Origin of the sequence: Kineosporia sp. NBRC 101677 (assembly GCF_030269265.1) — a bacterium.
Taxonomy (GTDB): domain Bacteria; phylum Actinomycetota; class Actinomycetes; order Actinomycetales; family Kineosporiaceae; genus Kineosporia; species Kineosporia rhizophila.
The window spans coordinates 104,575-131,444 of the sequence record NZ_BSTA01000014.1; the positions used below are offsets into that span (position 1 = coordinate 104,575).

A 26,870-nucleotide genomic window follows, 5' to 3' on the forward strand; every position below is an offset into this window, starting at 1 on the left:
CGCAACGCCCGTTACACGCCGCTGGACGCGGACGGGCCACTGCCGCTGGACATGATCACCGGCATCCCGGGGATCATGCGCAACCCGCCGGGATGGCTGGAACAGGCGGTGGCCCGGCACGGCGACCTGGTCGCGTTCCCGATGCCGACCACGCCGGTGCTGCTGGTCAACACCCCCGCCGGGGCGCGGCACGTGCTGCAGCGCAACCACCGCAACTACACCAAGGCCACGATCCAGTACGGCGCCCTGTCGCTGGTCACCGGCTCGGGTCTGCTCACCTCCGACGGCGAGGTCTGGCGCCGGCACCGCCGCACCATGCAGCCGGCCTTCCACCACGGCGGTCTCGAGCAGGTCGCGGCGGCCACCGCCGGGGCGGCCGAGGACCTGCGGGCGGCCTGGGACCAGGCCGCGCCCTACGTCCCGATCGACGCCGAGGCCGCGATCATGCGGGCGATGGTCACCGTGGTCGGCCGCACGCTGTTCGCCGACGACCTGGCCGATGCCGGCGAGCCGCTGGTCCACGCCGTCGACCGGGCACTGCGGCAGGTGATCGCCCGGGCCACCTCGCCCCTGGCGGCCGGGCCCCTGGGCCGGCTGCCCACGCTCTCGGCCCGCCGGATGCGTTCTGCCGTGGCGACTCTCGACCGGACCACCACCGAGATCGTCGGTCGTCGCCTGACCCGGCCGATAACGTCCTCCGACACAGACCTTTTGAGCGTTCTGCTGCGGGCCGCCGGGCACGGCGACGAGGCGGCCGAGCCGTGGATGACCGACCAGGAGGTGCGTGACGAGCTGGTCACCCTGGTGATCGCCGGGCACGAGACCGTCGCCTCCAGCCTGGTCTGGACCCTGCACCTGCTCGCCGATGCGCCGGCGGTGCAGCAGCGGCTGTACGCCGAGCTCGACGAGGTGCTCGGCGGCCGGCCACCCGGCTGGAAGGACATACCCCAGCTCAGCTACACCCGCGCGGTCATCGACGAGGCGCTCCGGCTCTACCCGCCGGCCTGGGTCATCACCCGGCGTTCCAGCGGGCCCGACACCATCGACGGCGTCGAGGTGCCCGAGGGGACGCTGGTGATCGTGAGCCCCTGGTTGCTGCACCGGAGGGCCGACAGCTGGCCCGATCCGGAGCGTTTCGATCCGGAACGCTTCCTCGGGGCGGGCCCGGGGGAGGGCGACCGCAACCCGGCCTACCTGCCCTTCGGAGCCGGGCCCCGGCTGTGTATCGGCCGTGACTTCGCCCTGCTGGAGTCGGTGCTCCTGCTGGCCGGGCTGCTGCGCGACCGGGCCGTGCGCCGCCCCGCCGGGGTGCGGTCGCCGAAGGTCGAGGCTCTGGTCACGCTGCGGCCGAAGAACGGTCTGCCGATGTCCCTGGTCCCGCGCAGCAGCTGAATCGCCCGATCTGCGGAATCCGTGGAATGTCGGCCTCAGATCGACTGTTTCCCTCGGTTCCCGAGTGGATCAACGTCACGGACTCACAACATTTGCTGCTTTAGTGCCCAGTGCGTTGCCGAGTGAGGCGCTCATGGGAGAGGCTTCTCATGCCTCGCCGGGAGCGGATGCGGGCTGCGTGTCAGGGACGCAGCGCGGGTCACTCCCGGCGGGGTCTTTTTTATGCGCCTCACGAGCGGGTCCACTCCAGCAGTTCCTCGGCCCCGAGCGTGTTGATCACGCGGTCGGCCGTCACCCCGCACTCCTCGGCCCGTGAGGTGCCGATGATCTGCCAGTCGAGCTGCCCCGGGGCGTGCGCGTCGGTGTCGATCGAGAACATGCAGCCGGCCTCCACCGCCTGACGCAGCAACCGGCGCGGCGGGTCGAGTCGTTCGGGCCGGCTGTTGATCTCGACCGCCGTGGAGTGCTCCTGGCAGGCGGCGAACACCGCGGCCGCGTCGAACTCCGACTCGGCGCGGCCCTTGGGGTTGCGGCCCTCGCGGGGGCGCACCATCCGGCCGGTGCAGTGCCCGAGGACGTCGGTGTGCGGGTTCTCGATCGCGGCCAGCATCCGCCGGGTCATCGCCTTGCCCGGCATCGCCAGCTTCGAGTGCACGCTGGCGACCACCAGATCGAGCCGGGCCAGCAGTTCCGGGTCCTGGTCGAGGCTGCCGTCGTCGAGGATGTCCACCTCGATCCCGGTGAGCACCCGGAACGGGGCCAGCTGCTGGTTGATCACCTCGATCACGTCGAGCTGACGCCGCAACCGCTCGGCACTCAGCCCGTTGGCCACTTTCAGCCGGGGGGAGTGGTCGGTGAGCACCAGGTACTCGTGGCCGAGTTCCTTGGCCGTCCAGGCCATCTCGGCCGGGGGCGAGCCGCCGTCGGACCAGTCCGAATGGCTGTGGCAGTCGCCACGCAGCGCCGCCCGCAGCTTCTCGCCGCCGGTGGCCAGCGGTTCCTGCGCCTGCTGCTCCAGGTCGGCCAGGTAGTCCGGGACCTGCCCGGCCACCGACTGCCCGATCACCGCGGCCGACTTCTCGCCCACCCCCTTGAGCGCGGTGAGCTTGCCGTCGGCGGCGGCCTGCCGGATCTCGCCGGGCTCCAGCGGCAGCAGGGCCGAGGCGGCCCCGCGGAACGCCTTGACCCGGTAGGAGGAGGCCAGCGAGCGCTCCAGCAGGAAGGCGATCCGGCGCAGGTCGGTGACCGGGTCCCGGTCCGGTGCGCTGCCACTGCCTGCCATCGGTGCCTCCCGGCCACTTCGGTGAAGATCGGGCTTCTGCGGGCCTCATCCTGCCGCACCACCGGCGCCGGGGCAGGTGGTCGCGACCTACAGTGGCCACAGGTTTTCCGACGACGGGGAGCAGGTGTGGCGATGACCGAGGCAACCGAGGAACTGGTGTCGCTGAGGGTCCGGCAGGACGGGCCGGTGGCCGAGGTGACGCTGGTCGGCCCGGGCAAGGGCAACCTGCTGGGGCCGGACTTCTGGGCCGAGCTGCCCCGGGTGTTCGCGGCCCTGGACCAGGACGAGTCGGTGCGTGCGGTGGTGCTGACCGGAGCCGGCGGCACCTTCTCCTACGGCCTCGACCTCGGCGCCTTCGCCGAGCGCTGGAGGGACATGTTCAGCGGCCGCCCGGGGATGGCCGGGCCGCGCACCGAGCTGCACGACGAGATCCGCGCCATGCAGGACGCGGTCACCGCGGTCGCGGAGTGCCGTAAACCGGTGGCGGCCGCGGTGAGTGGCTGGTGCATCGGGGGCGGGGTGGACGTGATCGCCGCCTGCGACGTGCGTTACGCCAGTGCCGAGGCCCGGTTCAGCGTGCGGGAGGTGCGGATGGCGATCGTGGCCGACCTGGGCAGCCTGCACCGGCTGCCCGCCATCATCGGTGAGGGCCACCTTCGCGAGCTGGCCCTCACCGGCAAGGACGTGGACGCCGCCCGGGCCGAGCGGATCGGTCTGGTGAACGAGGTGCTGCCCGGGCCGGACGAGGCCCTGGAGGCGGCCCGCCGGTTCGCCGGTGAGGTGGCCGCCAACCCGCCGCTGACGGTTCAGGGGGTGAAGCGGGTCCTGGACGCGGAGCGGGCGAGTAAGGTGCAAATCGGGCTCAAGTACGTGGCGGCCTGGAACGCGGCGTTCATGTCCTCGGAAGACCTGATCGAGGCGGTCACCGCGTTCACCGAGCGCCGCCGTCCCGAGTTCACCGGCCGTTGAGGAGGATCCGCCAGCATGCCCAGCCTGACCCGGACCGAGGACGTCTTCCTGCTCGACCTGGGAGACGGCGAGAACGTGTTCAGTCCGGAATGGATGACGTCGGTGAGCGGGTTGCTCGAGGACGTCACCCACACCGAGGGTCCCCGGGCCCTGGTCACCACCGCCACCGGCAAGATCTGGTCCAACGGTCTGGACCTGCAGTGGTTGCGGGAGCAGGACGACCAGCGCTTCACCGACTACGTGATCGCCGTGCACCAGCTCTTCGCCAAGCTGCTGGAGCTGCCGGTGCCCACGGTGGCCGCCCTGCAGGGCCACGCCTTCGCCGCCGGCGGGATCTTCGCCCTGGCCCACGACTTCCGGGTGATGCGGGCCGACCGTGGGTATTTCTGCCTGCCCGAGGTCGAGATCGGCATCCCCTTCACGGTGGCGATGTCCTCGCTGATCCAGAGCCGGCTCACCCCCCGCGCGGCGCACGAGGCGATGGTCACCGGCCGGCGCTACGGCGGTACCGACGCGCAGGCGGCGGGCATCGTCGACCTGGCCGTGGCCGAGACCGAGGTGCTGCCCACCGCAGTGAAATACGCAGCCGAGCTGGCGCCCAAGGCCGGGCCCACGCTGGCGGTGATCAAACAGCGGCTGTGGGCCCCCACCCTGGCCGCCCTGCACGACACCGAGTCGCCCGACCTGGTGATCCTCCCGAAGCTCTGAGCCGCCTGCCGGTCACAAGGCACCGGCAAGTCAGTGTTAAGCCTCGCCGGAACAGTGCAGGTGACGAGGTCAGAGGCACTTTTCGGCATTCTCGCCGCACTCGGGGCGGTGCTAGCGTCCATATCGGAATCGGCCACTGCGAGCACTTTCGGGAGTCTTGTCCTCATGCCCAGTCAGTCAACGAACTGGACACGGAACGCCATCCTCGTCCTGGCTCCGCTGACCCTGATCGCGCTCCTGGCCGTCTTCGTCGGGCCGTCGCTGTTCGGGTCCTCCTCACCCTCCACCGACGAGACGAAGCTGGCCTCGGCCAACTTCAACTCCTCGAAGACCACGCCGCCCACCTCGGCCACCACCGCGCCGCCGGCCGAGGTCACCCCCACCGCCGCGCCCACCCCCTCGGCCGTCGCCAAGGCGCCGAAGGACCTGGGCACGGTCAAGGGCACCGTCACCATCAAGGGCCCCAAGAAGGTCAAGGCCGGCAGCCTGGTGGTGTTCGTCGTCGACGGTAAGAAGCGCCAGGTGGTCAAGGACGAGAAGGCGCCCTACGCGCTCTCGCTGAAGACCAAGAAGCTGCCGAACGGCAAGTACACGGTCAACGTGCTCACCTCCAAGGCCGGTAAGTCGGCCGCCGTGTCCACCTACACGATGACGGTGAGCAACCCGAAGAAGCAGCCGACCGCCAAGCCCACCGGCACCGCCTCGCCCAAGCCGGACAAGCCGAAGCCGACCACCCCGGCCGACAAGCCGAGCACCACCACGCCGCCCAGCAGCGGGGGCGGTTCCGGCGGGGGCTCGCAGGCCGAGCAGGTGCTGAAGCTCACCAACGAGGAGCGCAAGAGCGCAGGCTGCAACACCATGCTCAAGCTGAACTCCAAGCTGAACGCCGCGGCCCAGGGCCACAGCGACGACATGGCCACCCAGAAGTACTTCGACCACACCGGCAAGGACGGCCGCAGCCCGTTCGACCGGATGTCCGACGCCGGCTACAAGTTCGGGGCCGCCGCCGAGAACATCGCGCAGGGCTACGGTTCGGCCTCCGCGGTGGTCGAGGGCTGGATGAACTCCTCCGGTCACAAGGCCAACATCCTCAACTGCACCTACACCGAGATGGGCCTGGGCTACGCCAGCAACGGCAACTACTGGACGCAGGTGTTCGGCAAGCCCGCCTGAACCACCTGAGCAGCAGTGCCCGCACGTGGGGCCGGGATCGACCTGGACGGGTCGGTCCCGGCCCCTTGCCGTTCGTCCCGGGGCCGGTGGGTGAGGTGCCATCCCGGTCAGCTCCGGGGTGAGACCGTTGGGGAAGTTGCGCCGCGTGAGTGTCTCTCAGCGGCGTCTCAGGGCATTTCTGCCATACGCCCGGCAGGAGCCGGGCCGTCCTGCGTAAACTGACCCGTCGCGGCCGGTGCACCGGCCGCGCACCAGCGCCGTTCGGCCTGGACTCAACTGGCGGACCGGTGCGAAGGGGAGAGATGTCCGAGCCCACGATGCACATCGGCGAGGTGGCCGAGCGGGTCGGACTGTCTCTGCGCACCATCCGGTACTACGAGGAGATCGGCCTGATCGCCCCCTCGGCCCGCAGCCAGGGTGGTTTCCGGCTGTACCTGGAGGCCGACGTGGCCCGGTTGCAGCTGGTCAAGGACATGAAGCCGCTCGGCTTCAGCCTCGACGAGATGCGCGACCTGCTCGGCGTGCTCGACAAGCTGGACGACGAGACCTCGGCCGAGGGGCACGAGCAGATCCTGGAGCGCCTGGCCATGTACCGGGTGGCCGCCGACGCCCGGTGCGACGCCCTGCGCGGTCAGCTGCGCATCGCCGAGTCGTTCGCGGGCACGCTGCGCAACCGGCTCACCTCGCACCGCGAACGCAGCAGCTAACCCTTCTTCTTGTCCTTCTTGTCCTTGTCCTTGAGGGAGTCCGGGCCCACGCCGTAACGGCCGTCGGGCCCGTAGACCAGCACCGCCACCACCGGGATGGCCAGGAACCACAGCCACGAGTCGGTAACGAAGAACAGCACCACGGCCAGGATGGGCGCGACCGACACGATCGTCGTGCCCCACGGCTCTCCGATGTTGAGCACTCCCCGCCCGGGCGTCTGCGACTTGGCCACCGCCTCGGGTGCCGGTGCGCCGGGGGTGAGCGTGCTGTGCGTCTCGCCCACCACAGCGGTGGGGGTGGGCCGCCCCGCGTGCGGCTGCGGCAGGTCGGTGAACAGCGCGTCCAGGTCGCCCTGGGACCGGGCGCCCTCGGCCCGGACCGAGCGCTCCTCGTACTCCTGCGAGTCGATCCGCCCGGCCTCGTGGTGGTGCCTCAGCGCCTCCACCGCGGCCTGACGCTCGCCGTGACCGATCCGGATGGGTTCTGCGGGGACGCCGTCGCTCATACGTCACATCTTGGCACCGTCAGGGCTGTTACAGGGGCTCGCCCGGAGGTTCCGCGCGATCGTTCGCCGGTGTGTTGGCCGCGATCCAGTCCATGATCTCGGTGGCCGGCAGCGGCGGGCTGAACAGGTACCCCTGCGCCCCGTCGACGCCCATCTCGTCGAGCACGGCCAGGACCTCGGTGTTCTCCACGCCCTCGGCCACCACCTGCAGGTTGAGGTTGTGCCCGAGCTCCACCACCGAGCGCACGATGGCCGCGTCGTTCGGGCCGTTCAGCACGTCCTTGACGAAGATCCGGTCGATCTTCAGCTCGTTCAGCGGCAGCCCGGAGAGCTGGCTCAGGCTGGTGTACCCCTCGCCGAAGTCGTCCAGGCTGAGCTGCACCCCGGCCCCGGACAGGTGCTGCAGCACCAGCCCGGCCCGTTCCTGGTCGGAGACCAGCGCGGCCTCGGTGATCTCGAGGACCAGGGCGGAGGCCGCAGCGCCGGTCTCGCTCAGCGCGTCGAACACCATCTGCGGCAGGTCGAGGTGGTTCAGGCTGCGCTCGGAGATGTTGATCGCGACGCACAGGTCCGGCCGCACCCGGCGCCAGACGGTGAGCTGGCGCAGCGCGGTGGTCAGCACCCAGCGGGTCAGGTCGTCGATCAGCCCGGTCTGCTCGGCCAGCGGCACGAACTGGTCCGGCGAGAGCAGTCCCCGGTCCGGATGCTGCCAGCGCACCAGCGCCTCCACGCAGGTCACGTGACCGTCGGGCCGGCCCACCTTGGGCTGGTAGTGCAGTCGCAGCTCGCTGTTGTCGATCGCCGCCCGCAGCTGGCCGATCATCGCCAGCCGGTCCGGGCTGTAGTTGTTCTGCTCGTCGTCGTAGCAGACCAGCTTGCTGTGCGAGGTCTTGGCCACGTTCAGGGCCACGTCCGCGCGGTTCAGCAGGACCTCGGCGTTGGTGCCGTTCCTGGGCATGAACACCACGCCCATCCGCCCGGAGACCCGCACCGGCACGTCGAAGTCGTCGAGCAGGATGTCCTCCTCGATCGAGCGGTTGATCCGCTCGGCGGCGGCCTCGATCTGGTCCTGCTTCTCGACCCCGGCCAGGATCAGGCCGTAGGTGTCGCCGCCCAGGCCGGCCACCGTGTCCACGGCCCGCACCGTGGTCCGCAGCCGCTCGGCCACGGTGGTCAGCACGATGTCGCCGTTGACCGGGCCGATCGCCTCGTTGATGTCGCGGAAGCCGTCGAGGTCGAGCAGCACCACGGCCGCGCCGCCGCCGCGCCGGCCCGGGCCCAGGTGGATCCCGCCGCCGCGCTCGACCAGCGTGGCGGTCTGCGAGATCCGGTCGGCGAACAGGGCCTTGTTGGGCAGGTCGGTGAGGGCGTCGTGCAGGGCCTGGTGCTCGAACCGGGCCGCGGTGCGGGCCAGTTCGCGGGTGAACCACCAGACCAGCGAGGCCAGCACCAGGTACAGGATGAGCAGGCCGGTGCCCAGGGCGGCGTAGAGCCGGTTCAGGCCGGCGTTCATCTGCTCGGCGATCGGCCCGTAGGGCAGCTCGGCCTGGAGCACCCCGATCAGCTCGTTGGTGCGCACGTTGTACATCGGGGCGAACGCCTCGATGACCTCGACCTGCTCGTCCCCCTGGGCGACCTTCATGATCAGCGCGGTCGGGTCACCGCGCAGCGCGGTCAGCACGTCGGCGGCCGACTGGCCGGTCAGCTCGGTGCTGTCACCGACGGCGGGCCCGTAGCGCAGGCCGGAGCCGTCGGAGCTGTAGACGATGCGCAGGTCGGGCCCGCGCAGCCGGAACCGGGTGATGATCCCGCTGTCCACCTGGGTGTCGGCCAGCCGGTCCAGCCGGGCCCGCTCCACCACGCTCACCCCGTTCTTGAGGGTGACCTGCTCGAGCTGGGTGTCGGTGATCAGGCGGGAGATCAGCGCGGCCTGCAGCCGGCCCTGGGCCACGCCGCGGTCGCGCAGCTCGGTCCGGTACTGCGTGGCCATCACCGTGCCCAGCGCGAGTACCGGGACCAGGCTGATCACGGCGAGCCCGACGAAGAACCGGGCCCCCGCGTGCAATCCCCACCACTGCCGTAGCCGTAGCCACTTCGCCCCCATGGCCTGGACATCGGCATTCAGCCATCCGACTGAACCCCTGGCGAAGATCTTCTGCGCGGCCGGTCGGCCTACTCGTCCTCGTCACGGTCGTCGGCCGTGTCCGAGTCGTTGGCCGTGTCCGAGTCGTCGGCGGTGTTCACGTCGTCGGCGGTGTCGGTGTCGTTCGGGGTGTTCGGGGTGTTGTCGGTGTCGTTCGGGGTGTCGGCCGTGTTCGAGGTGTTGGCCGTGTCGTTGCCGTCGGAGTCGTCGTCCGTGTCGTTCGGCGTGTCGTTCGGCGTGTTCGGCGTGTTGTCGGTGTCGTTCGGCGTGTCGGCCGTGTTCGAGGTGTTGGCGGTGTTCACCGCGTTGCCTTCGCCCTGAGCGGCGTCCGAGCTGTTCTGCACCGACTCACCGGAGCCGGTGCCCGGCGTCACTGTCGAGCTCACCGAAGCCCGGTCGTTCAGGTCCACCCCGTCGGCCAGCGCACCGCCCGCGGTGACCGCACCGACGCCCAGCACCGCAGCCGTACCCACCACGACCCAGCTCTTGCGAACCTTCATGATCTCCGTGCCTCCGTCGTTCTCGGATCGTCCGGCACTTCCTCGGTGCCGATGACGAGTACTTTTCCGAGCGCGCGTGAGGCTTCCAGGAGAACTCCATGAAAGGGCTCTCATCCGGCCGTCAGCTGTAGTCGGGGATGTTCACCCGCTCCGGCACGGTGATGCAGCCGGCCTTCTTGCCCACCTTGGTCAGGCCCTGCACGTCGCCCGAGGCCAGCCCGTTGGGCGACTTGGCGGTCAGGTCGGGGAACATCTGCTGCTTGTTGCTGCGCACGTGGTCCAGCCCGGCCGCGTGCGCCAGTTCGTGCAGGATCACGTTGCCCTGGGTGTTGCCCTTGCCGAACCCGGCCTTGAGCTTGTTCATCCCGGCCGGGATGAGCACCGCGTAACCCCGCACCACGGCCGCCCCCTCACCGTCCCCGCCGTACCAGGTGGCCCACAGCACCCCGCCGTAGCCCAGCGAGTTCTCGCTGAACGAGAAGTTCGTCGTCTTGGGGTTGATCACCGCCACGACGATGTCGGCCGGTGCCGAGACCAGGTTCTCCTGCCGCGGGGTGAACGTGGTGTTCCCCGCGTACCGGTACTTCATCCCGGTCACCTGCGACACCTTGGCCACCCCGGTCTGGATCTGCTTGAGCATGGCCGCCCGCTTGGCGGCCGGCCAGCCGCTGAGGTTCGCCTGCCAGGTGATCGCGGTCTGACACGGGTTCCAGCGTGCGGTGGTGCTCTTGCCGCTGGCCAGCTCGGCGCTGCGCAACGTGTAGTTGATCCCGAGCGCGGTCTTCTTCTGCCCCGGCAGGTTCCAGGCCAGCATCGGCGCGGCGACGACGAGGGAGAGCAGCGTCAGAGCCAGCACGAACTTCGCGACCGGGCCCCCTCGCCCCCGGTCCCGCTGATCGCGTGAGTGGTCCACGACTGCTTCATCGTGTCCCCCGGCCGGTTACTCAACGAGCACCGCCCGGACGGCTCAGTCCTGGTTGCCCAGGGTGAACACCTCGAGCGTGCGCCACGAGCCCGGCTCGTCCGAGCCGGCCACCAGGTGCACCGCGCCGACCGCGGCCGGGATCGGCAGGCGCTCGCTCACCTCGTCGGCGGCGCGCTGCAGCACCTCCACCGGGTGGTCCTGCCCCAGCGTCAGGTGCGGGTGGTCGCCGTCGTGCTCACCGGCGTAGGGCGGGGTGTCCGGGAAGCTGTTCCACACGGTGGTGGTGAGCTGCCGGAAGGCCATGTTCGGCTCGGGGGCCAGCCAGGCCACGGCGTTGCCGAACCAGCGCACCTCGGTGAAGTCGACCGCGAAGGGGGCCTGGGTGGCGAACAGGTCGCGCAGGGTGGAGCGCACGTCTTCGGTCAGGGACACCGGCGGCAGGAACGGGTAGAGCACGGTCACGTGGGCCGGGACGCCCTTGACGGCGCTGCGGTCGAGCTCGGCGCGCAGCGGCCCGACCACCGGTTCGGTCTCGGGGATGGGCACGATCAGCGCGGACTGCTCTTGCGAGGGCATGCGCCGATTATCCGCTACCAGTGCTCAGACGGCCTTTTGCTGGCTCGAGCCCTGCTGGATGCGGTGCTGCCAGTAGGCCAGCCGGCGGGCGCTGAAGCCGGACTGGGCGAACCCCTGCTCCAGCAGCAGCCGGCCCGGGCGTGAGGCCGGGTCGTCCGGGCCGTCGAACTGCCGGTCGGCCTCCGACCACTGCACCAGCGACCGGGTCAGGTAGCGGAACCACTCGGCCGCGGCCATCAGTTCGGTGGCCGTCACCTGGGTCTTCTCCTCCAGGCTGGAGCGGATCGTCCACAGCCCCAGCAGCGAGAAGTCCACCCCGGCCACGGTCAGCCGGGCGGCGAAGCCGTTCACGTTGCGCCAGGTGTAGTCCGAGGTCTGCGGCGGCGCGGCCCAGTTCCAGGCCTCGCGCATCTGGGCGTTGAGCATCGGCAGCCCGGTCCACAGCACCTGGCCCCAGATGATGTGCGGGTTGCTCGCGTTCGGCTTGAACCCGCGGTCGCGCAGCGCCACCACCAGCTCGACCAGGCGGGTGTGCTCCTCCGGGGCACGCACACTGGCCTGGCGGATCACCTCGCCCCAGGCCGTCCACAGCCGCTCCTGCGGGTCGGCGGCCTTCTCCACCGGCGTGGCGAAGGCGTGCACCGTGCCGGCCAGGTCGGGGGTCGCCGTCGTCAGGTACGACCGCAGCAGGGCGCGGTAGTACCCGGTCAGGGGCGGCTGGACGGTACTCATCGCCCAGATCATCGCAGCCCCAGGAGCCTCTTTCCGTACCTAAGACCCCTTCAGGCCTCGGTAATCGCACAGTGAAACCGAAGCGTTACCGAGGCCACCCGGGCACCCCTGAACTGCTCAGTCGCCAGTACCGACGGAGAGCAACGCATCCTGCACGATGCGTTGCGAGGCCATCGCGTCCTGGCGGTCCTGAGCCTCGAGCAGGGCCGGCACGTCGAGCCGGTCCAGCGCCCGGTGCAGGGCCTTCAGGGTGCGCAGCGAGGTCTTCACCGCGTCCACCGGGTCCTCCCGGAACGGGAACTGGTCGAGCTGCCAGACCCCGTCCCAGTTGTTCTGCCGCAGCACGTGGAAGAACTCCAGGATCTCGATCAGGTGCACCGAGCCCACCACCAGGTCGTCGTCCCAGCCCCGGAGGTTGTCGTTGACGTCCATGCCGTACAGCCGGCCGTGGTCGATGATCAGCTGGGCGGCGTCGGCGGGCGACTCCCCGCCGTACAGCGAGTGACCGAAATCGAGCAGCACACCGACGTTGTCGAGGCCGATCTGCTCGATCCCGAGCAGGGTCCGGGCGGCCGAGTCCCAGGTCATCTTCACCCGGGGCTCGCGCGGCTTGTACTCGATCGCGAACCTCAGGTCCGGGTGGGCGCCGGCCAGCTCGCGCATGCCGTCGACGGCCAGGGCCCACAGCTGCTTGTGGTTCACCTGGAACGGGTAGTCCCAGCCGTCCTGGCCGGGCCAGATCTTCACGTAGTCGGCCCCGAGTTCGCGCACCACCCCGGCGGCCTCGTGCATCAGGTCGAGCGCGGAGGCCCGCACGGCCGGGTCGGGGTTGGTGAAGGCACCGCGAGAGTGCTTGCGCAGGTAGATCTCCGGGGTGATGCCGATCGCGGTGAGGTCGGCCGCCTTGAGCGCGTCCTTCACCTCCGACAGGGTCACCCCGGGGGTGAAGGGGTAGTTCAGGTCGACCACCGACAGTTCGCCGACCGAACCGGCCAGCTCGATCGCCTCCAGCGTGGTGCGGGCCGGGCCGTAACCGTCCACCGCGTAGCGGTCGAGGTAGGAGGCGAAGTGCCAGAGTCCGGCGCCGAAGCGGGGGTATGCGGTCAAGGTGTCACTCTCCATCGAGTCGGGCGAGTCGGGATCTGCGGACGGCACCCAGCCAGGCGGCCCGTAGGTCGGCACTCGACCCGGCCGGGTGGAAATCGTCGTACGACAAGGGGTGCAGGACACCCCAGGCGGAGCGGGCGGCCAGGAGGCCGGCCCCGATGGCAGAGAGGTCGCGCTCCCGGGCCCGCCGCACCGGCACACCGCTGACGTCGGCCTGCAACTGCATGAGCACGTCGCTGCTGGTGGCGCCGCCGTCGGCCAGGATCGAGCCGGCCCCGCCCATCGCCCGCACCACCGCGTCCACCTGCAGGGCGATCGACTCCACGGCGGCCCGGGCGAGCTGGGGGAGCCGGGTGCCCAGGGTCACCCCGCTGAGCAGGCCCTGGGCGTTCTCGTCCCACCAGGGGGCGGCCAGACCCCCGAAAGCAGGGACGATGTGCACGCCGTCGCTGCTCGACTCACCGGCCAGCCGGGAAAGGTTCTCGGGAGTGGTCCCGAACAGTTCGGCGAGCCAGGTCAGGGTGGATCCGCTGGAGCGGATGTTGCCTTCCAGAGCCACTTGTGGACGTGGGTCCGCCCAGGCCAGTGTGCGGCAGACAGTCGGTCGGTCGTCACCTTCAGGATCGGTGGCCGGCTGCATCACCGAGGAGCCGGTGCCGTAGGTGACTTTGGCCGCGGTGCCTACGTTTCCGTGAGCATACAGGGCAGCGTGCGAGTCGCCCAGCACGGCGCGCAGGTTCAGCCCGCCCATCGGCCCGCCGGTGATCCGGCCCAGCTCACCCTCGGACGGGATGATCTCGGGCAGAACCGCTTCCGGAATGTTGAAGATCTCCAGCAGCTCCGGGCTCCAGCTGCCCGTTCTCAGGTCGAGAAGCTGCGTGCGCGAGGCGTTCCCGGCCTCGATCCGGTGCTGCCCGGTGAGTGACCACAGCAGCCACGAGTCGACGGTGCCCACCGCCAGCCGCCCGGCCCGGGCCGACGACCGGTCCGGATCGTGCCGGTCCAGCAGCCAGCTCAGCTTGGCCGCGCTGAACATCGGGTCCAGCGGCAGCCCGGTGATCTGCCGTACGCGTTCGCGCCGGTCCTGAAGGTGACCACAGACCGAACCGGCGCGCTGGTCCTGCCAGCCGAGGAGGGCGTCCACCGGTTTGCCGGTCGAGAGGTCCCAGAGCAGTGCCGATTCCCGCTGCGTGCTCAACCCGACGGCCGAGACTTCGCCGGCACCGACGTCTTCAAGCACTGAAGCCGCAGCGACAGCGACACTTTCCAGCACGTCCTCGGCGCGTTGCTCCACCCAGCCGGGCTGTGGGTAGGAGATCGGGACCGGGGCCGAGGCGGCGCGCACGATCCGCCCGGTCCCGTCGAGCAGCACGCCCTTGGTGGCGCTGGTGCCCTGGTCGATGGCCAGGACGTAGCCGGTGGACATCAGGCCAGCTCACGCCCCGCGGCAGCGATGCCCTCCGCGGTCAGGCCGAAATGCTCCAGCAGGAAGGCGGTGTCACCGGTGGGGGCGAACTCGCGGGGCGAACCCAGCATCCGCATCGGCACCGGACGCGGCTGCCGCAGGTTGATCTCGCCGACCGCCGCTCCCAGTCCGCCGGTGATCGTCGCCTCTTCGACCGTGACGATGCCACGCGTCTGCTGAACCGCCCGCCGCACGGCCTCCTCGTCGAGAGGGGCGATCGTGGCCATGTTCACCACCCGGGCCCCGATGCCCTCCCCGGCCAGGATCTCCGCCGCCTGCAGCGCCCGGGAAACCATCGAGCCGGTGGCCACGAGCGTCACCGCGTCTCCGTCCCGTAGTTCCTGGGCCACCCCGAACTGGAAGCTCTGGCCGGGCGGGGTGACCGCCGGAACCTTGAACCGCCCGATCCGCAGGAACACCGGAACGGCCGCAGAAGCCGCCCAGCGCACCGCCTCCCGGGTCTGGGCCGGGTCGGCCGGAACCACGATGCCGAGCCCCGCCACCGCCCGCAGCCAGGCCAGGTCCTCGATCGAGTGATGCGTGGGGCCGAGCTCGCCGTAGGCCAGGCCCGGGCTCATCCCGCACAGCACCACCGGCGCCTGGCTGTAGGCCACGTCGGCCTTGATCTGCTCCAGGGCCCGGCCGGTCAGGAACGGTGCCGCCGCGCAGACGAACGGCACGTAGCCGCTCAGCGCCAGCCCGGCCCCCACCCCGACCATGTCCTGCTCGGCGATCCCCACGTTGATCAGCCGTTCCGGGAAGCGCTCCCGGAAGGCGGTCAGGTTGCTCGAGCCCACCGAGTCGTTGCAGACCGCCACGATCCGGGGGTCCTGCTCGGCGAGCGCGATCAGCTCCTCGGCGAAAGCCACCCGGCAGTCGTGCGTCTGCGGGGTCTCGACTACGGCGCTCATGCCGGGGTTCCCTCCAGTTCCTGCAGCGCGACGGCGACCTGCTCACCGCTGGGCACCTTGTGGTGCCATTCCACCCGGTCCTCCATGAACGAAACACCCTTGCCCTTCACTGTGTTCGCTATCACACAGGTCGGGCGCCCGTCGCTGGGGACGGTGAAGGCGTCCATCAGCTGCCGATGGTCGTGCCCCGCCACCTCCAGCACCCGCCAGCCGAACGCCGTCCACTTGTCGGCCAGCGGTTCCAGCGTGACCGTGTCCTCGGTGCGGGCCCCCTGCTGCAGACCGTTCCGGTCGACCACGGCGGTGAGGTTGGCCAGCTTCCGGTGCCCCGCGGTCATCGCGGCCTCCCAGTTGCTGCCCTCCTGCAGTTCGCCGTCGCCGAGCACGACGAACACCCGGCGCGCCGACCCGGCCAGCACGCCGGCCACGGCCATCCCGACCGCGACCGGCAGACCGTGCCCCAGCGGCCCGGTGTTCGTCTCCACCCCAGGCACTTTGGTCCGGTTCGGATGCCCGTTCAGCGCCGACCGCGGCTGGGCGAAGCTCTCCAGCTCGGCCTCGGCGAAGAACCCGGCCGCGGCCAGCGTGGCGTAGAGCGCCCCGGCGCTGTGGCCCTTGCTGAGGATCAGCCGGTCCCGGTCGGGCAGCCCAGGCTGCTCGGGGTCGATCCGTAGCACGCCGAACACCAGGGTGGTCAGGATGTCCAGCACCGACAGGTCACCGCCGACGTGCCCGAGTCCGGCCCGGTTGATCATACGGATGTCGGTGGCCCGCAGGCGGGCGGCCTGGCCGGCCAGCAGGTGGGCCCGGCCCGGGTCGTCGGCCTCGGCCAGTTCCGCACGGAACCGGCGCCAGTTCTCGGCACCGATGGGGTCGGCGACCAGCATGGATGTTCTCCCAGCTCTAGTTGGCGACTGCGAAGTTCGTGACCGACGCGGCGTTCTCGGCGTTCACCAGGACGCAGTCGACCGACTGCTTCTCGGGCTGGCTCGCCTTGCCGGTGCTGATGTACTGGTCGGCCTGCTCGACCGCCATCTCGGCGATCTGGCTGGCCGGCTGCAGCACGGTGGCCTTGATCTGGTCGCCCTTGATCGACTCGACCACGTCCGGGCTGCCGTCGAACCCGACCACGATCACGTCGTCCCGGCCGGCCGCGTCGAGGGCGGCCTGGGCGCCGAGGGCCATGGTGTCGTTGCCGGCGATGATGCCCTTGATCTTGGGGTGCGCCTGCAGGATGGTCTGGGTCTTGCTGAGTGCCTCGGCCTGGTCCCAGTTGGCCGTCTGCTGGGCCACCATCTCCAGGTCGGGGAACTGGTCGAGGATGTCGTGGTAGCCCTTGGAGCGGACGCCCGCGTTGGTGTCGGTCTCCTTGCCCAGCAGTTCGGCGTACTGGCCCTTGCCGTCCATCAGAGTGGCGAACTCCTGGCCGCCGAGCGCGGCGCCCTGGGCGTTGTTCGAGACGATCTGGGCCACCGCGATACCGGTGGAGTTGATCTCCCGGTCGATCAGGAACGAGGGGATGCCGGCGTCCTTGGCCCGTTGCACGGCGGCCTCGGTGGCGTCGGCCCCGGCGTTGTCCAGGATGATCGCGCCGGCCTTGCGCGAGATGGCGGTGTCGATCGCCTGGCTCTGCTTGGTCGGGTCGTCGTCGTGGCTGATCACCAGGGTCTCGTACCCGAGTTCCTTGGCCTTGGCGTCGGCGGCGTCCTGCTCGGCCTTGAAGAAGACGTTGTCGGGGGAGGGGGTGATGATCACCACCAGGTTCGCCTTGGTCTCGGCCGAGGCGCCGGCCGTCTCGTCCTCGGAGTCCGAGCCGCAGGCCGCGGTGAACAGCAGGGTGGCGGCGAAGATCACCGGCAGGAGTCGTCTGTGGGCCATGGGAGGGTCCTTTCGCGTCATTGCGAGTGGGGGGATTCAGGCGGCGCGCTCGGCCAGCGAGGCTTCCAGGCGTTGCTGGGCGGTCGCCGTGATCACGGCGAAGACGATGACCGCGCCCTTGACCACCGACTGCCAGAAGGTCGAGACACCGACCAGGACCAGGCCGTCGGCGAGGAAGCCGATGACGAACGCGCCGAGCACCGTGCCGATGATCGTGCCGCGTCCGCCGGACAGCGCCGTGCCGCCGAGAACTGCTGCGGCGATGGCGTTCAGCTCGTAGGTGGTGGCGGTGTCCGGGTAGGCGGCCCCCAGTTCGGAGGTGAGCAGCAGCCCGGCCAGCGCGGCGCAGGCCCCGCTGATCACGTACACCGCGATCTTCACCCGGTTCACCCGGATCCCGGCCAGTTCGGCCGCCCGCTCGTTGCCGCCGACGGCGTAGACCCGGCGGCCGAACGGGGTGCGGGTGGTCACCACGATCGCCGCCCCGGCCACCAGGATCATGATCCAGACCGCCACCGGGATGCCCAGCCAGCGGTCCACCCCGATCACGTGGAAGCCGGTGTTGCCGCGCTCGGGGGTGCCGGCCAGGTTCGGGTAGGTGCCGCCCTCGCTGCGCAGCTGGGCGAAACCACGGGCCACGTAGAGCATTCCCAGGGTGGCGATGAACGGCGCCACCTTGAACCGGGTCACCAGGATCCCGTTGACCCAGCCGACCGCCCCACCCACCAGCATGCCGATCAGGATCACCATGCCGACCGAGAAGAACAGCGTGCTCTCGCCCGGCAGGGCCAGACCGCCGAACAGCAGACCGCCGCAGATCATGCTGGCCAGCCCGGCGATCGAGCCGACCGACAGGTCGATGCCGCCGGTCAGGATGACGAAGGTGACGCCGATCGCCAGGATCGCGTTGATCGCCACGTGCTTGGTCATCACGATCAGGTTGCTCGAGCTCAGGTACTCGCCGGAGATCGAGCCGAACAGGATCATCAGGAGGACCAGCACCACCACGGTGCGGCCGCGCAGCAGGAGCAGGGCCGCCCGGGCGGCCGAGCTGGGCGGCTTCCCGGGGGTGGGGCCGGTCCTGGCCACCGGAGCGGCGACGTCGGTGTCGCTCATTACTTGACCTCCACATTCATGGCCGGTTCGGACGCCGACGCGGCGACCAGGGCCTCCTCGGTCAGCTGGTCGGCGTCGAACTCGGCGGTCATCCGGCCCACCGCCATCACCAGCACCCGGTCGGCGATCGCGGTCACCTCCGCCAGTTCCGAGGAGATGAACAGCACGCCGAACCCGGCCTGGGCCAGACCGGCCATCTCCTCGGCGATCTGGCTCTTGGCGCCCACGTCCACACCCCGGGTCGGCTCGTCCAGCAGCAGCACCACCGGATCGGTGAGCAGGGCCCGGGCCAGCACCACCTTCTGCTGGTTGCCGCCGCTCAGCGAGGTGATGGCCAGGCCCAGGTCGCCGACCTTGATGGCCAGCTCGGACACCTTGCCCTCGGCCGTACGGCGTTCGGCCCCGCGCCGGAAGAGCCCTCCGCGGGTGAGCCGGCCCAGGGTGGAGAGCACGATGTTGTCGCCCACCGACATGGTCTGCACCAGGCCGTCGCGCTGCCGGTCCTCCGGCACCAGAGCCAACCCCGCGGCCAACCGGGCCCGGACCGTCCCGCCCGCCTCCACCCGTCCCTTGATCCGCACGGTGCCGGAGGCCGTGGGCCGCAGGCCCATCAGGGCCTCCATCAGCTCGGTGCGCCCGGCCCCCATCAGGCCGTAGATGCCGACCACCTCGCCGGCCCGCACCTCGAAGCTGACGTCGTCGACCAGCGGCCGGGTGGGCCCGGCCACGGTGAGACCCTCGACCGCGAGCAAAGTTTCCCCGACCTCGCTGCGATTGCGGGTGAACAGGCTGTCCGGGTCGCGCCCGACCATCTGCCGCACGATCCAGGCGGTGTCGGTATGGTCCATCCGTTCCTGGGCCACCAGCCGGCCGTCGCGCAGCACGGTGACGTGGTCGCCGATCCGGCGGAACTCGTCCAGCTTGTGCGAGATGTAGATGATCGTGACGTCGTCCGCCAGGAGGTCGGCGATCACCGAGAACAGCACGTCCACCTCGTGGTTCGACAACGCCGAGGTGGGCTCGTCCATGATCAGGATGCGCACGTCGGCGAGCAGCACCCGGGCGATCTCGACCAGCTGCTGCTGACCGATCGGCAGGTCCCCGACCAGCCGGTCCGGGCTCAGGTGGCCCTGGCCGAGCCGGTTCAGCACCTCGGCGGCCCGGCTGCGCTGCGTGCGCAGGTCGCTGAACCCGCGGCTGCGCAGTTCCCGCCCGGCGAAGAGGTTCTCGGCGATCGAGAGATTGGGGAAGAGGCTGAGTTCCTGGTGGATGATGCCGATGCCGTGGGCCATGGCGGTCCGCGGGCCGTCGATCTCCACCGGCTCGCCGTCCAGCCGGATCGTGCCCGAACTCGGCCGCTCGGCCCCGCACAGGATCTTCATGAGCGTGGACTTGCCCGCGCCGTTCTCCCCGACCAGCACGTTGACCTTGCCGCGGTAGGCGCTGAACGTGACCTCGCGCAGGGCGTGCACCCCGCCGTAGTTCTTGCTCACGTTCTGCGCGCTGAGCACCACGTCGTCGCTCACGAAGCCACCTCGAGCGTGACCGGCACGATCAGCACAGTGCCCGGGACGAGGGCTGAGAAAGCGCCACTGAAGCTGACTTTCGCCCCCTCCAGCTCCTTGCGGTCGGCCGGCAGGGTGTCCAGCACGTCGGCGCGCACCCGCTGGTTCAGCTCGGTGGCCACGTCGGCGTAGTCGAGCTGGTTGCTGAACTCGTTGAAGCTGACGAACCCGAGCCCGTCGCGCAGCGCCGTCCCGGCGATCACCTCGCCCGTGCTGATGCTGACCTCGGTGTCACTGCCGTCGAGTCGCACGGTGAGCGGCGCAGTGGGGCTGTCCGCGTCCACCTCGGTGACCGTGCCGGACCCCTTGACCAGGTAGGAGAACGGACTGCCGACCCCGGCCCGGTGACCGTACTGCTCGCCCGCCGCCTCCGGATCGTCCGCGACCGCGGGAACCAGGGTCGCGGCGTCCGTTGCCTGTTCCTGCACCGTCGGAAGCACTTTCGACTCCCAGATGCCGTCCACGTAGGCAGCCGGGTCGAACGCCTGACTGGCCCCCGCGGCCTGCACGTCGCTCTTGCTCTCGATCGTGTACACGCCGGGCACCTGTGAGCAGGCACCCAGCAACCCGACGACTGCGGCGGCCGCCAGCGCCCTCGAGAGGAGACGCAGCCGTGGATGAATATCCATTCGGCACTGATTGGACATGGCTCGATGATGTGCGGCGGGTGGGGCGGATGTCAATGGTCGTTTGACGGCAGATGCCCCAGGTGCTGGCTGTGCGGTTTCTGGGCGGGTCTGGCCCGGGATGCGGGCAGACGCGCGGCCGACCTTGTTAGTGCAGGTCAGGGCCTAGGCAGGGGTAGCCTGCGGCAGATGAAGCAGGGTCTGTCCCTGACCGCGGCGGGGGTCGCGGTCGCGCTGGTCTCGTTCCTGCCGGGCGGGCCGGCCCAAGCGGATCCGGGGCCGCCGTCGGTAGAGGCAGCGGCGTTCCGGCCGATCGATACCGGTGACCGGGCCGCTGTGCGCGAGGCGGTGCTCAAGCGCTTGCGCCCGGCCCTGGCCGCCAAGGTGAAGTGGAGCGGCTCCGTCTCCGGCTGCGTGGCAGGGAAGCCGGCTCGGAGCACGCAGCAGGCCACGCTCAAGGCGGTGAACTTCTTCCGGGCGATGGCCCAGCTCGATCCGGTGACGTTCGATGCCGGGCTCTCGGCCAAGGCGCAGAAGGCGGCGCTGATGATGGACGCCGAGAACTCGCTGAACCATTTCCCGCCGCGCAGCTGGAAGTGCTGGAGCAAGGCCGGGGCTGAGGCGGCCGGGCGTTCCAACCTGTGCCTGGACTGCACCGGTGCGGCCTCGGTGCTGGAGTACATGACCGATGAAGGGCCCGGCAATACCGCTGCCGGGCACCGGCGTTGGCTGTTGTTCCCGTTCGTCGGCGAGATGGGGAGCGGCATCACGAGCGGGGCCGGGGCGCTGTGGGTGATTCCGGGGGAGCGGGTCAGGGCGAAGAGCCCGGCCTGGGTCTCCTGGCCCACGCCGGGCTATTTCCCCAACGAGCTCGATCCGGCCGGGCGCTGGTCGCTGAGCGCCTCGAACGAGAAGATCGACTTCGCCCGGGCCAAGGTCAGTGTGCGCACCGCCGACGGCAAGGCGCTCGCGGTGCGCCGCCACAAGCCCATCGCGCACGGCCGGCCCAACTACGGCTCGCCCGCCCTGGTCTGGCAGGTAACGGGTTTCGCGCTGCCCACCGGCACCCGCTCGCGGCGGCTCGACGTGACCGTCAGCGGTATCCGGGTCTGGAACCAGGCCGACACCGCTCTGACCAGGAAGAAGATCACCAAGAAGTACTCGGTGCGGTACTTCGACGCCGACGTGGCCTGAGGCCGAGCGGTCACGGCATCCGGGCCCGCAGCACGTCGAACTCGCAGCCCGGGGCGTCCGGGTCGAAACCGTGCTCGATCAGCCAGCGTGAGGCCAGCAGGCTGCGCAGCGACCACCAGGCGCGGATCACCTCCCGGTCGGCGTCGGGGCCGTAGCCGGCGAGGAGATCGTCCAGCCGTTCCTCGTGTCCGAGGGTGAGGGTGGCGAGGTCGGACAGGGCGTCGCCCGGGCCGGCCTCGGACCAGTCGATCACGCCGGTGACCTCGTCGCCGTCGACGAACACGTGGGTGATCTGTAGGTCGCCGTGAACGAAGACCTTCTTCCGGGGTTGCAGTGCCGCCTGGGCGATTTCGCGGTTGTGCCGGACAACTGCGGCCGGTAGCACCGCATTGTCGAGCAACCAGGCGCATTCCTTGTCCAGATCGGCTGCCAGCGAGGCCGGTTCGGGGCCCGGCCAGGGCGGCAGTGGCGCATCGTGCAGCTTTCGTATGGCAGCACCCACGGCTGCCCAGGCCGAGGATGGTGCGGGCGAGGGTTCACCGAGCACGCCGAGCGCCTGGCCGGGCACGGCGGCGATCGCGAGCACCGGCGGTTGGTGCCAGAGAACCGCCGGGGTCGGGATCGGGGCCAAGGCCATCGCCCGCACCTCGATGTCGGCGTGGGCCGGGTCGCCGTCGACCTTCAGGAACACCTCGCCCACGCGAAGGGTTGCGCGTTGGCGGTGAGCTACGACCACTTCGACGTTGCTGCGCTGCACGCGTTCAGCCCTCACGAAGGCGGTCGAGCTGAGAAGGCGTAAGCGGTCGGCGATAGGCGGCCTGCAGTACACGATCACGAGTTTGGACGTCCGTGTCGTCGACCAGCGAGACCCACCAGTCGATTCCGGCTGGGTAGGCCCAGAGATACGAGCGCAGCAGGGGATTGGTGCTGCGCTCGGAAAGGGTGTCGCTGATCGTGGCGTCGGTCCAGTAGGGCACCCGGGCCCGGGCGTGGTTGGCGCACTCGACCAGCGGCACACCCGCGTTCACCGCCAGGTGCAGTTCGGCCCGCACCAGGTTCAGGTAGTGGGCCAGCCGGACGCGGGCGGTCAGTTGGGCGTCGTCCGGGGTGGTGACGAGGGGCAGGGCCTGGGCCAGGCCCTCGAGCATGAACTGGTAGGGCAGGTGTACCGAAAGCAGCCGCACCCAGGGCACATCCGGGTCTTCGGTACAGGCCTGGCTGTAGGCGGCGTACTGCAGGGCGTGGCCGAGCAGTTCGTGCAGGGCGAACTGCCGCGCCTGCACCTCGGTGAAGGTGGAGGAGCGCCGGTTCAGGCGAAGGCGTACATCGGTCCCCGAGCCGTCGAGCCAGTAGGCCCAGTAGTCGTCGACGCTCGTCTGCTCCACCCGCAGCGCGTAGTCCGCCGACGTCCGGACCAGTTCCTGCACAGCCGGTTTCAGCTCCGAGGCGATGGTCGGGATCAGCTCGGCAGCCTGGTCGGCGCTGATCGGCCCTTCCAACTCGAACAGTTCGCGATTCAGGTCCCGCCCCCAGGTCAGGCCCAGGTCCTCGAGGGCGCACACCGCCCGGTCGTACACCTGCCCGATGTGCTGCTCCGGCCAGCCCTCCGCCGCGCATCCCTGAGTTTCGCGCAGATAGGTCTGCAGAGGGTCGCGGCGCCCGAGTAGAGCCCCGACGTAGGCCCGATGGGCTCGCACCACATCGCCTACGTCGCGGGCGGCGGCACCTGACTCGGCGGCCACCGCGCGCAGGCGGGTGAGTTCGCGGTACACCTCGATGCGACTGGTGGCCGGCGGGACCGGTTCGGTCTGCGGGGTGCACTCGAAGTCGATCACCGGGCGCCCGTTCCGGCTGATCTCGTAGGCGTGCCACGACCGGATCACCCGCTCGGCCTGGTCGCGCAGTTGCTTCGCGTCACTCACGCCTCAGGCTAACCAGACGAACCGGAGGGAACCGGACTTTCGTGACCGCTCGGCTCCAGGTGCCGGGCTCGTTTTGGTGCCAGGTCACCGACTATGGACGGGGGACCCGCCTACTCGAGGCGACCCACCCGTCCGTAGCTGGTGGGGTTCGGGCGCAGAACCAGGACGGGACCTAGACGTCGAAGCCCGACGTGAGCGCGTCGTCCACCGCGTCCGGGGCGTAGGTGCGGAAGGCCAGGTAGGTGCGGGTCGAGACCACGCCCTCCACCTTGCCCAGGTGGTCGGCGATGATGTCGGCGAGATCGTCCTGCTTCTCCACCCGGACGATCGCGACCAGGTCGACGTCGCCGGTGACCGAGTAGACCTCGCGCACCCCCTCGATGGCGGCGATCTCGGTGGCGACCTCGGGGATCCGGTCGGGCCTGGCCTGCAGCAGCACGAACGAGGTGATCACGGCCTCAGCGTAGTACCGGTCCGGCACCCGCGGCGCAGTGGGATGGAAGTGCGTAGATGGATTCGGCGCGCGGGGGTTTTCATCCATTCAGGTGGTTATGCGCCAGCTATTAGATTGGTCTGGTCCTGGCGGTTCGACCGCGGAGAGAACGCCGACGATGACGACGCAGCCCCACGATTCCCAGGCCGGCCAGATCGAGGTCGACTGGTCCTGGACGTCGTCCGACGACGACTGGATCCCGCCCGAGATCGACACGTCCCGGCCCAGTGCGGCGCGGATGTACGACTACGCGATCGGTGGGAAGGACAACTACGAGGTCGACCGGCAGGCGGTGCACGAGGTCGCCCGGCTGGTGCCCGACTTCCGCACGGTCGCCCTGGCCAACCGCGGGTTCCTGATCCGCGCGGTGCGGGAGATGGCCGAGCTCGGCATCGACCAGTTCATCGACCTCGGCTCGGGTATCCCCACCTCGCCCAACGTGCACGAGGTGGCCCAGGTGTTCCGGCCCGGGGCGCGGGTGGTCTACGTGGACAACGACCCGATCGTGATGACGTACAACCGGGCCCTGTGCGAGCCCCGCACCGGGGTGCTCGCGCTCGACCACGACCTGCGCCGGCCGCAGTCGCTGATCGACGAGCCGAAGCTGCGCAACCACCTCGACCTCGACCGTCCGATCGGCCTGCTGATGGTCGCGGTGCTGCACTTCGTGCGGCGGGAGATGGCGGTCAAGGTGATCGAGCAGTACCGCCGGCTCCTGCCTGAGGGCAGCTACCTGGCCATCTCGGTGGTCTGCGCCGACGGCACGGCGCCGGGCGTGGTCGAACGTCTGGAGCAGGTGTTCCAGGGCTCCACCACGCCGTTCGTGGCCCGTTCGGCCTCTCAGGTGGAGCAGCTGTTCGACGGCACCCGGCCGCTCGAGCCCGGCGTGGTCGACGTGACGCAGTGGCGCAACAACGAGAAGCCGCTCCCCGTCCGCATTCTCGGCGGGGTCGCGCAGATCAGCTGATCTGCCGCAGGAACACGCCTACCCTGGCCGACCGGCCCGCCCCAGGTGACCAACCGCGTCGGCGAGCGGGCCCGCACTGGTGCCCACAAACGTCCTCAATGACTCAAGGCCCGCCCTCGACCTCAGGCGGCGCCCTGAATCCGGACCTGGGGGGCGGGCTTGTGTGCGGCCGTCTTGGGAAACATGGCCCACACCGACTTACCCGGAGCCCGCTGACCGTCCTGCTCGTCGAGCAGCGTCCAGCCCCAGCACAGGCTCAGCGACTCGACCAGCTGCATGCCCCGGCCCCCACCGGCCGCGGTGTCGCGCGGACGGCGCACCGGCGGCCGGGGACTGGGGTCGGTGACCGAGAGGACGACGTGGGCGCCGCTGCTGACCAGGCTGATGCGAACGCCGTCGATCCGACGGCGGTGCAGTTCGTCCGGGTCGCCCGCGCGGGTGGCGGCATCACGCACACCGTGTTCCAGCGCGTTGGCGAGCAGTTCGGTGGCCACCAGGGCCACGTCGTCCGCGACCGACTCGGCCCCGAGATGGGCCAGACCACGTCTGACCATGGCGCGCCCCTGGGGCACGGCCTGGGGTGTGGCCGGCAGCAGGCAGGTGGCAGAGCCGGCCTCGAGCACGACGGCGTTCTCGGTGCCGTCCTGATCAGGCGACGGTGCGACGTTCACGGACTGCGGCTGTGCAATCACCACGACAGGCCCCATACCTCGTTCCCGACCCCGCAGAGACTCGGCCTTTCGCCGGACCGGTCTCCTCAGGCCACGCAATGTGCCGGTGCAAATGCTACCGCCAAATGCACGTGCATCTCGAGAGTATCCGATTGGTTCGTGCGGATGCACGTGCATCGGGCGTAAATGTGTGAGCAGTCCGAAATCCGACGAAAGTGGCTTCCGCTAGGACTTGGCGTCTCAGAGGTGGCACACTGGCACGGGGTCGCGGCAAACGGACACGAAGAGCCACGCTCATCGGCGATCGGATCCTCTTGACTTCTTGTGAGGTGCACACACTGTGACGACGCCGGGTGGACCGACGGTCCGGCGAATTCTGGTGGGCGCCCAGTTACGACGTCTCCGGGAGTCGAGGAACCTGACCCGGGAGGCGGCGGGGTACCGCATCCGTGCGTCCGAGTCCAAGATAAGCCGTCTCGAGCTGGGCCGGGTCGGATTCAAGGACCGCGACATCGCCGATCTTCTCGAGTACTACGGTGTCGAGGACGAGGCGCAGCGCGAGGCGCTCGTCGCCCTGGCCCGGGAGGCCAACAACCCGGGCTGGTGGCACAGCTACGACGACGTCCTGCCCAACTGGTTCGAGACGTTCGTCGGCCTCGAGGAAGCCGCCAGCCTGATCCGCAGTTACGAGATCCAGCTGCTGCCGGGCCTGCTCCAGACCGAGGCCTACGCCCGGGCGGTGATCAGCGCCGGCGCCCCCAGTGCGGTGGTGGCCGAGGTGGAGCGCCGGGTGAACTTCCGCATCCAGCGGCAGTCGATCCTGCGCCGCGAGAACCCGCCGCACTTCTGGGCGGTGGTGGACGAGGCCGTCCTGCACCGGCCGATCGGCGGCGCGAAGGTGATGCGCGAGCAGGTGGAGCATCTGCTCGACCTGATGACGCTACCGAACGTGACGCTTCAGGTGATGCCGTTCCGCTTCGGCGGGCACGTGGGGGAGGGCGGGGCCTTCACCATCCTGCGCTTCCCCGAGCCGGAGCTGCCCGACACGGTCTACGTGGAGCACCTGACCAGCGCGCACTACCTGGACAAGCCGGACCACGTGGAGCGCTACGCGCAGACCATGGAGCGGCTGACGGTGGACAGCCAGCCGCCGGACATGACCCGCCGCACCCTGCAGAAGATCCTGGCCCAGGCCTGATTCTGCTTGTTCGCAGCCTGCTTTCGGGCTGCCGGGGCTCCAGGGCACTGCCGGGGCACCTGGTTCAGGGGTTAACCCTCTTGTATCTGCACGACATCCTGACTAGGAGTATCTGCGTAACAACGCAGCGTGCAAAACGTACTG

The 26,870-nt window shown here is 70.0% G+C and carries 27 protein-coding genes; 8 read left to right on the forward strand and 19 right to left on the reverse strand.

Annotated features, from left to right (window positions below; all coding sequences use genetic code 11):
• The first annotated feature begins 51 nt into the window (after positions 1 to 51).
• Positions 52 to 1,392: a cytochrome P450 gene (locus QSK18_RS31375; RefSeq protein ID WP_285626620.1), complete on the forward strand. Its 1,341-nt coding sequence runs from the start codon at positions 52 to 54 to the stop codon at positions 1,390 to 1,392.
• A 229-nt stretch (positions 1,393 to 1,621) separates the two neighbouring features.
• On the opposite strand, the gene QSK18_RS31380 is transcribed toward QSK18_RS31375, so the two are convergent.
• Complete coding sequence (locus QSK18_RS31380) at positions 1,622 to 2,674, reverse strand: PHP domain-containing protein (protein WP_285626624.1); 1,053 nt, start codon at positions 2,672 to 2,674, stop codon at positions 1,622 to 1,624.
• A gap of 132 nt (positions 2,675 to 2,806) precedes the next feature.
• On the opposite strand from QSK18_RS31380, the gene QSK18_RS31385 reads away from it, so the two are divergent.
• The 4 genes from QSK18_RS31385 to QSK18_RS31400 all read left to right on the forward strand — a co-directional run bounded on the left by QSK18_RS31385 (position 2,807) and on the right by QSK18_RS31400 (position 6,231).
• Complete coding sequence (locus QSK18_RS31385) at positions 2,807 to 3,643, forward strand: crotonase/enoyl-CoA hydratase family protein (protein WP_285626627.1); 837 nt, start codon at positions 2,807 to 2,809, stop codon at positions 3,641 to 3,643.
• A 15-nt stretch (positions 3,644 to 3,658) separates the two neighbouring features.
• Positions 3,659 to 4,351 (forward strand): enoyl-CoA hydratase-related protein, encoded by a 693-nt coding sequence (locus QSK18_RS31390; RefSeq protein ID WP_285626630.1) that lies wholly within the window; start codon positions 3,659 to 3,661, stop codon positions 4,349 to 4,351.
• Between the two features lie 165 nt (positions 4,352 to 4,516).
• The gene (locus QSK18_RS31395; RefSeq protein WP_232809036.1) at positions 4,517 to 5,524 is read left to right on the forward strand and encodes a CAP domain-containing protein; all 1,008 of its coding nucleotides are present in this window, start codon (positions 4,517 to 4,519) and stop codon (positions 5,522 to 5,524) included.
• Positions 5,525 to 5,826: 302 nt separating this feature from the next.
• Complete coding sequence (locus tag QSK18_RS31400; RefSeq protein WP_232809035.1) at positions 5,827 to 6,231, forward strand: MerR family transcriptional regulator; 405 nt, start codon at positions 5,827 to 5,829, stop codon at positions 6,229 to 6,231.
• On the opposite strand, the gene QSK18_RS31405 is transcribed toward QSK18_RS31400, so the two are convergent.
• From QSK18_RS31405 to QSK18_RS31470, 14 genes are all read right to left on the reverse strand, one after another.
• Complete coding sequence (locus QSK18_RS31405) at positions 6,228 to 6,737, reverse strand: DUF1707 SHOCT-like domain-containing protein (protein ID WP_285626640.1); 510 nt, start codon at positions 6,735 to 6,737, stop codon at positions 6,228 to 6,230. The two genes, QSK18_RS31400 and QSK18_RS31405, sit on opposite strands and share 4 nt — an antisense overlap.
• 28 nt (positions 6,738 to 6,765) lie before the next feature.
• Positions 6,766 to 8,841, reverse strand: a complete 2,076-nt coding sequence (locus QSK18_RS31410) for a putative bifunctional diguanylate cyclase/phosphodiesterase (protein ID WP_285626643.1) — start codon at positions 8,839 to 8,841, stop codon at positions 6,766 to 6,768.
• 68 nt (positions 8,842 to 8,909) lie between these two features.
• Positions 8,910 to 9,380 (reverse strand): hypothetical protein, encoded by a 471-nt coding sequence (locus QSK18_RS31415; protein WP_285626646.1) that lies wholly within the window; start codon positions 9,378 to 9,380, stop codon positions 8,910 to 8,912.
• Between the two features lie 121 nt (positions 9,381 to 9,501).
• The gene (locus QSK18_RS31420) at positions 9,502 to 10,293 is read right to left on the reverse strand and encodes a zinc metalloprotease (RefSeq protein ID WP_232809031.1); all 792 of its coding nucleotides are present in this window, start codon (positions 10,291 to 10,293) and stop codon (positions 9,502 to 9,504) included.
• Between the two features lie 54 nt (positions 10,294 to 10,347).
• A complete protein-coding gene (locus QSK18_RS31425; RefSeq protein ID WP_285626650.1) occupies positions 10,348 to 10,881 on the reverse strand; it encodes a 2'-5' RNA ligase family protein in 534 nt (177 codons plus the stop codon).
• Between the two features lie 24 nt (positions 10,882 to 10,905).
• Entirely contained in the window at positions 10,906 to 11,613 is a 708-nt protein-coding gene (locus tag QSK18_RS31430) for a DUF3632 domain-containing protein (RefSeq protein WP_232809029.1), read from the reverse strand.
• Between the two features lie 117 nt (positions 11,614 to 11,730).
• Entirely contained in the window at positions 11,731 to 12,720 is a 990-nt protein-coding gene (locus QSK18_RS31435; RefSeq protein WP_232809028.1) for a sugar phosphate isomerase/epimerase family protein, read from the reverse strand.
• A 4-nt stretch (positions 12,721 to 12,724) separates the two neighbouring features.
• Entirely contained in the window at positions 12,725 to 14,146 is a 1,422-nt protein-coding gene (locus tag QSK18_RS31440) for an FGGY family carbohydrate kinase (protein ID WP_285626655.1), read from the reverse strand.
• Positions 14,146 to 15,096, reverse strand: coding sequence for a transketolase family protein (locus QSK18_RS31445; protein WP_285626658.1), 951 nt, complete (start codon positions 15,094 to 15,096; stop codon positions 14,146 to 14,148). The genes QSK18_RS31440 and QSK18_RS31445 overlap by 1 nt, the downstream gene beginning before the upstream one ends.
• The gene (locus tag QSK18_RS31450) at positions 15,093 to 15,983 is read right to left on the reverse strand and encodes a transketolase (protein WP_285626661.1); all 891 of its coding nucleotides are present in this window, start codon (positions 15,981 to 15,983) and stop codon (positions 15,093 to 15,095) included. The genes QSK18_RS31445 and QSK18_RS31450 overlap by 4 nt, the downstream gene beginning before the upstream one ends.
• Before the next feature lie 16 nt (positions 15,984 to 15,999).
• Positions 16,000 to 16,974, reverse strand: coding sequence for a D-ribose ABC transporter substrate-binding protein (locus tag QSK18_RS31455; RefSeq protein WP_232809024.1), 975 nt, complete (start codon positions 16,972 to 16,974; stop codon positions 16,000 to 16,002).
• 36 nt (positions 16,975 to 17,010) lie between these two features.
• A complete protein-coding gene (locus tag QSK18_RS31460; RefSeq protein WP_285626665.1) occupies positions 17,011 to 18,090 on the reverse strand; it encodes an ABC transporter permease in 1,080 nt (359 codons plus the stop codon).
• Positions 18,090 to 19,616, reverse strand: a complete 1,527-nt coding sequence (locus QSK18_RS31465) for a sugar ABC transporter ATP-binding protein (protein ID WP_285626668.1) — start codon at positions 19,614 to 19,616, stop codon at positions 18,090 to 18,092. The genes QSK18_RS31460 and QSK18_RS31465 overlap by 1 nt, the downstream gene beginning before the upstream one ends.
• Positions 19,613 to 20,284, reverse strand: coding sequence for a DUF2291 family protein (locus QSK18_RS31470; RefSeq protein WP_232809021.1), 672 nt, complete (start codon positions 20,282 to 20,284; stop codon positions 19,613 to 19,615). The genes QSK18_RS31465 and QSK18_RS31470 overlap by 4 nt, the downstream gene beginning before the upstream one ends.
• 186 nt (positions 20,285 to 20,470) lie before the next feature.
• On the opposite strand from QSK18_RS31470, the gene QSK18_RS31475 reads away from it, so the two are divergent.
• A complete protein-coding gene (locus tag QSK18_RS31475) occupies positions 20,471 to 21,475 on the forward strand; it encodes a CAP domain-containing protein (protein WP_285626672.1) in 1,005 nt (334 codons plus the stop codon).
• Between the two features lie 10 nt (positions 21,476 to 21,485).
• Here the strand turns inward: QSK18_RS31475 and QSK18_RS31480 are convergent, their stop codons facing one another.
• From QSK18_RS31480 to QSK18_RS31490, 3 genes are all read right to left on the reverse strand, one after another.
• Positions 21,486 to 22,247 carry a phosphotransferase family protein gene (locus tag QSK18_RS31480; protein ID WP_285626675.1) on the reverse strand — a complete coding sequence of 254 codons (762 nt, stop codon included), beginning with the start codon at positions 22,245 to 22,247 and terminating at the stop codon, positions 21,486 to 21,488.
• Positions 22,237 to 23,397: a hypothetical protein gene (locus QSK18_RS31485; RefSeq protein WP_232809018.1), complete on the reverse strand. Its 1,161-nt coding sequence runs from the start codon at positions 23,395 to 23,397 to the stop codon at positions 22,237 to 22,239. The genes QSK18_RS31480 and QSK18_RS31485 overlap by 11 nt, the downstream gene beginning before the upstream one ends.
• Before the next feature lie 172 nt (positions 23,398 to 23,569).
• The gene (locus tag QSK18_RS31490) at positions 23,570 to 23,851 is read right to left on the reverse strand and encodes an Lrp/AsnC family transcriptional regulator (RefSeq protein ID WP_232809017.1); all 282 of its coding nucleotides are present in this window, start codon (positions 23,849 to 23,851) and stop codon (positions 23,570 to 23,572) included.
• A 157-nt stretch (positions 23,852 to 24,008) separates the two neighbouring features.
• Here QSK18_RS31490 and QSK18_RS31495 point away from each other — a divergent pair, with 157 nt between their 5' ends.
• Positions 24,009 to 24,857: an SAM-dependent methyltransferase gene (locus QSK18_RS31495; RefSeq protein WP_285626692.1), complete on the forward strand. Its 849-nt coding sequence runs from the start codon at positions 24,009 to 24,011 to the stop codon at positions 24,855 to 24,857.
• A 122-nt stretch (positions 24,858 to 24,979) separates the two neighbouring features.
• Here the strand turns inward: QSK18_RS31495 and QSK18_RS31500 are convergent, their stop codons facing one another.
• Complete coding sequence (locus QSK18_RS31500) at positions 24,980 to 25,528, reverse strand: ATP-binding protein (RefSeq protein WP_232809015.1); 549 nt, start codon at positions 25,526 to 25,528, stop codon at positions 24,980 to 24,982.
• Between the two features lie 340 nt (positions 25,529 to 25,868).
• Here QSK18_RS31500 and QSK18_RS31505 point away from each other — a divergent pair, with 340 nt between their 5' ends.
• Entirely contained in the window at positions 25,869 to 26,726 is an 858-nt protein-coding gene (locus QSK18_RS31505) for a Sco1979 family transcriptional regulator (protein WP_232809014.1), read from the forward strand.
• The last annotated feature ends 144 nt before the right edge of the window (positions 26,727 to 26,870 follow it).

Bases quoted from the DNA above. Each gene is read 5' to 3' on its own strand.
- QSK18_RS31450 (WP_285626661.1), bottom strand. From the start codon at position 15,983: ATGCTGGTCGCCGACCCCATCGGTGCCGAGAACTGGCGCCGGTTCCGT.
- QSK18_RS31455 (WP_232809024.1), bottom strand. From the start codon at position 16,974: ATGGCCCACAGACGACTCCTGCCGGTGATCTTCGCCGCCACCCTGCTG.
- QSK18_RS31385 (WP_285626627.1), top strand. From the start codon at position 2,807: ATGACCGAGGCAACCGAGGAACTGGTGTCGCTGAGGGTCCGGCAGGAC.
- QSK18_RS31375 (WP_285626620.1), top strand. From the start codon at position 52: ATGATCACCGGCATCCCGGGGATCATGCGCAACCCGCCGGGATGGCTG.
- QSK18_RS31475 (WP_285626672.1), top strand. From the start codon at position 20,471: ATGAAGCAGGGTCTGTCCCTGACCGCGGCGGGGGTCGCGGTCGCGCTG.
- QSK18_RS31470 (WP_232809021.1), bottom strand. From the start codon at position 20,284: ATGGATATTCATCCACGGCTGCGTCTCCTCTCGAGGGCGCTGGCGGCC.
- QSK18_RS31380 (WP_285626624.1), bottom strand. From the start codon at position 2,674: ATGGCAGGCAGTGGCAGCGCACCGGACCGGGACCCGGTCACCGACCTG.
- QSK18_RS31430 (WP_232809029.1), bottom strand. From the start codon at position 11,613: ATGAGTACCGTCCAGCCGCCCCTGACCGGGTACTACCGCGCCCTGCTG.
- QSK18_RS31405 (WP_285626640.1), bottom strand. From the start codon at position 6,737: ATGAGCGACGGCGTCCCCGCAGAACCCATCCGGATCGGTCACGGCGAG.
- QSK18_RS31445 (WP_285626658.1), bottom strand. From the start codon at position 15,096: ATGAGCGCCGTAGTCGAGACCCCGCAGACGCACGACTGCCGGGTGGCT.
- QSK18_RS31395 (WP_232809036.1), top strand. From the start codon at position 4,517: ATGCCCAGTCAGTCAACGAACTGGACACGGAACGCCATCCTCGTCCTG.
- QSK18_RS31410 (WP_285626643.1), bottom strand. From the start codon at position 8,841: ATGGGGGCGAAGTGGCTACGGCTACGGCAGTGGTGGGGATTGCACGCG.
- QSK18_RS31390 (WP_285626630.1), top strand. From the start codon at position 3,659: ATGCCCAGCCTGACCCGGACCGAGGACGTCTTCCTGCTCGACCTGGGA.
- QSK18_RS31495 (WP_285626692.1), top strand. From the start codon at position 24,009: ATGACGACGCAGCCCCACGATTCCCAGGCCGGCCAGATCGAGGTCGAC.
- QSK18_RS31425 (WP_285626650.1), bottom strand. From the start codon at position 10,881: ATGCCCTCGCAAGAGCAGTCCGCGCTGATCGTGCCCATCCCCGAGACC.
- QSK18_RS31400 (WP_232809035.1), top strand. From the start codon at position 5,827: ATGTCCGAGCCCACGATGCACATCGGCGAGGTGGCCGAGCGGGTCGGA.
- QSK18_RS31440 (WP_285626655.1), bottom strand. From the start codon at position 14,146: ATGTCCACCGGCTACGTCCTGGCCATCGACCAGGGCACCAGCGCCACC.
- QSK18_RS31460 (WP_285626665.1), bottom strand. From the start codon at position 18,090: ATGAGCGACACCGACGTCGCCGCTCCGGTGGCCAGGACCGGCCCCACC.
- QSK18_RS31415 (WP_285626646.1), bottom strand. From the start codon at position 9,380: ATGAAGGTTCGCAAGAGCTGGGTCGTGGTGGGTACGGCTGCGGTGCTG.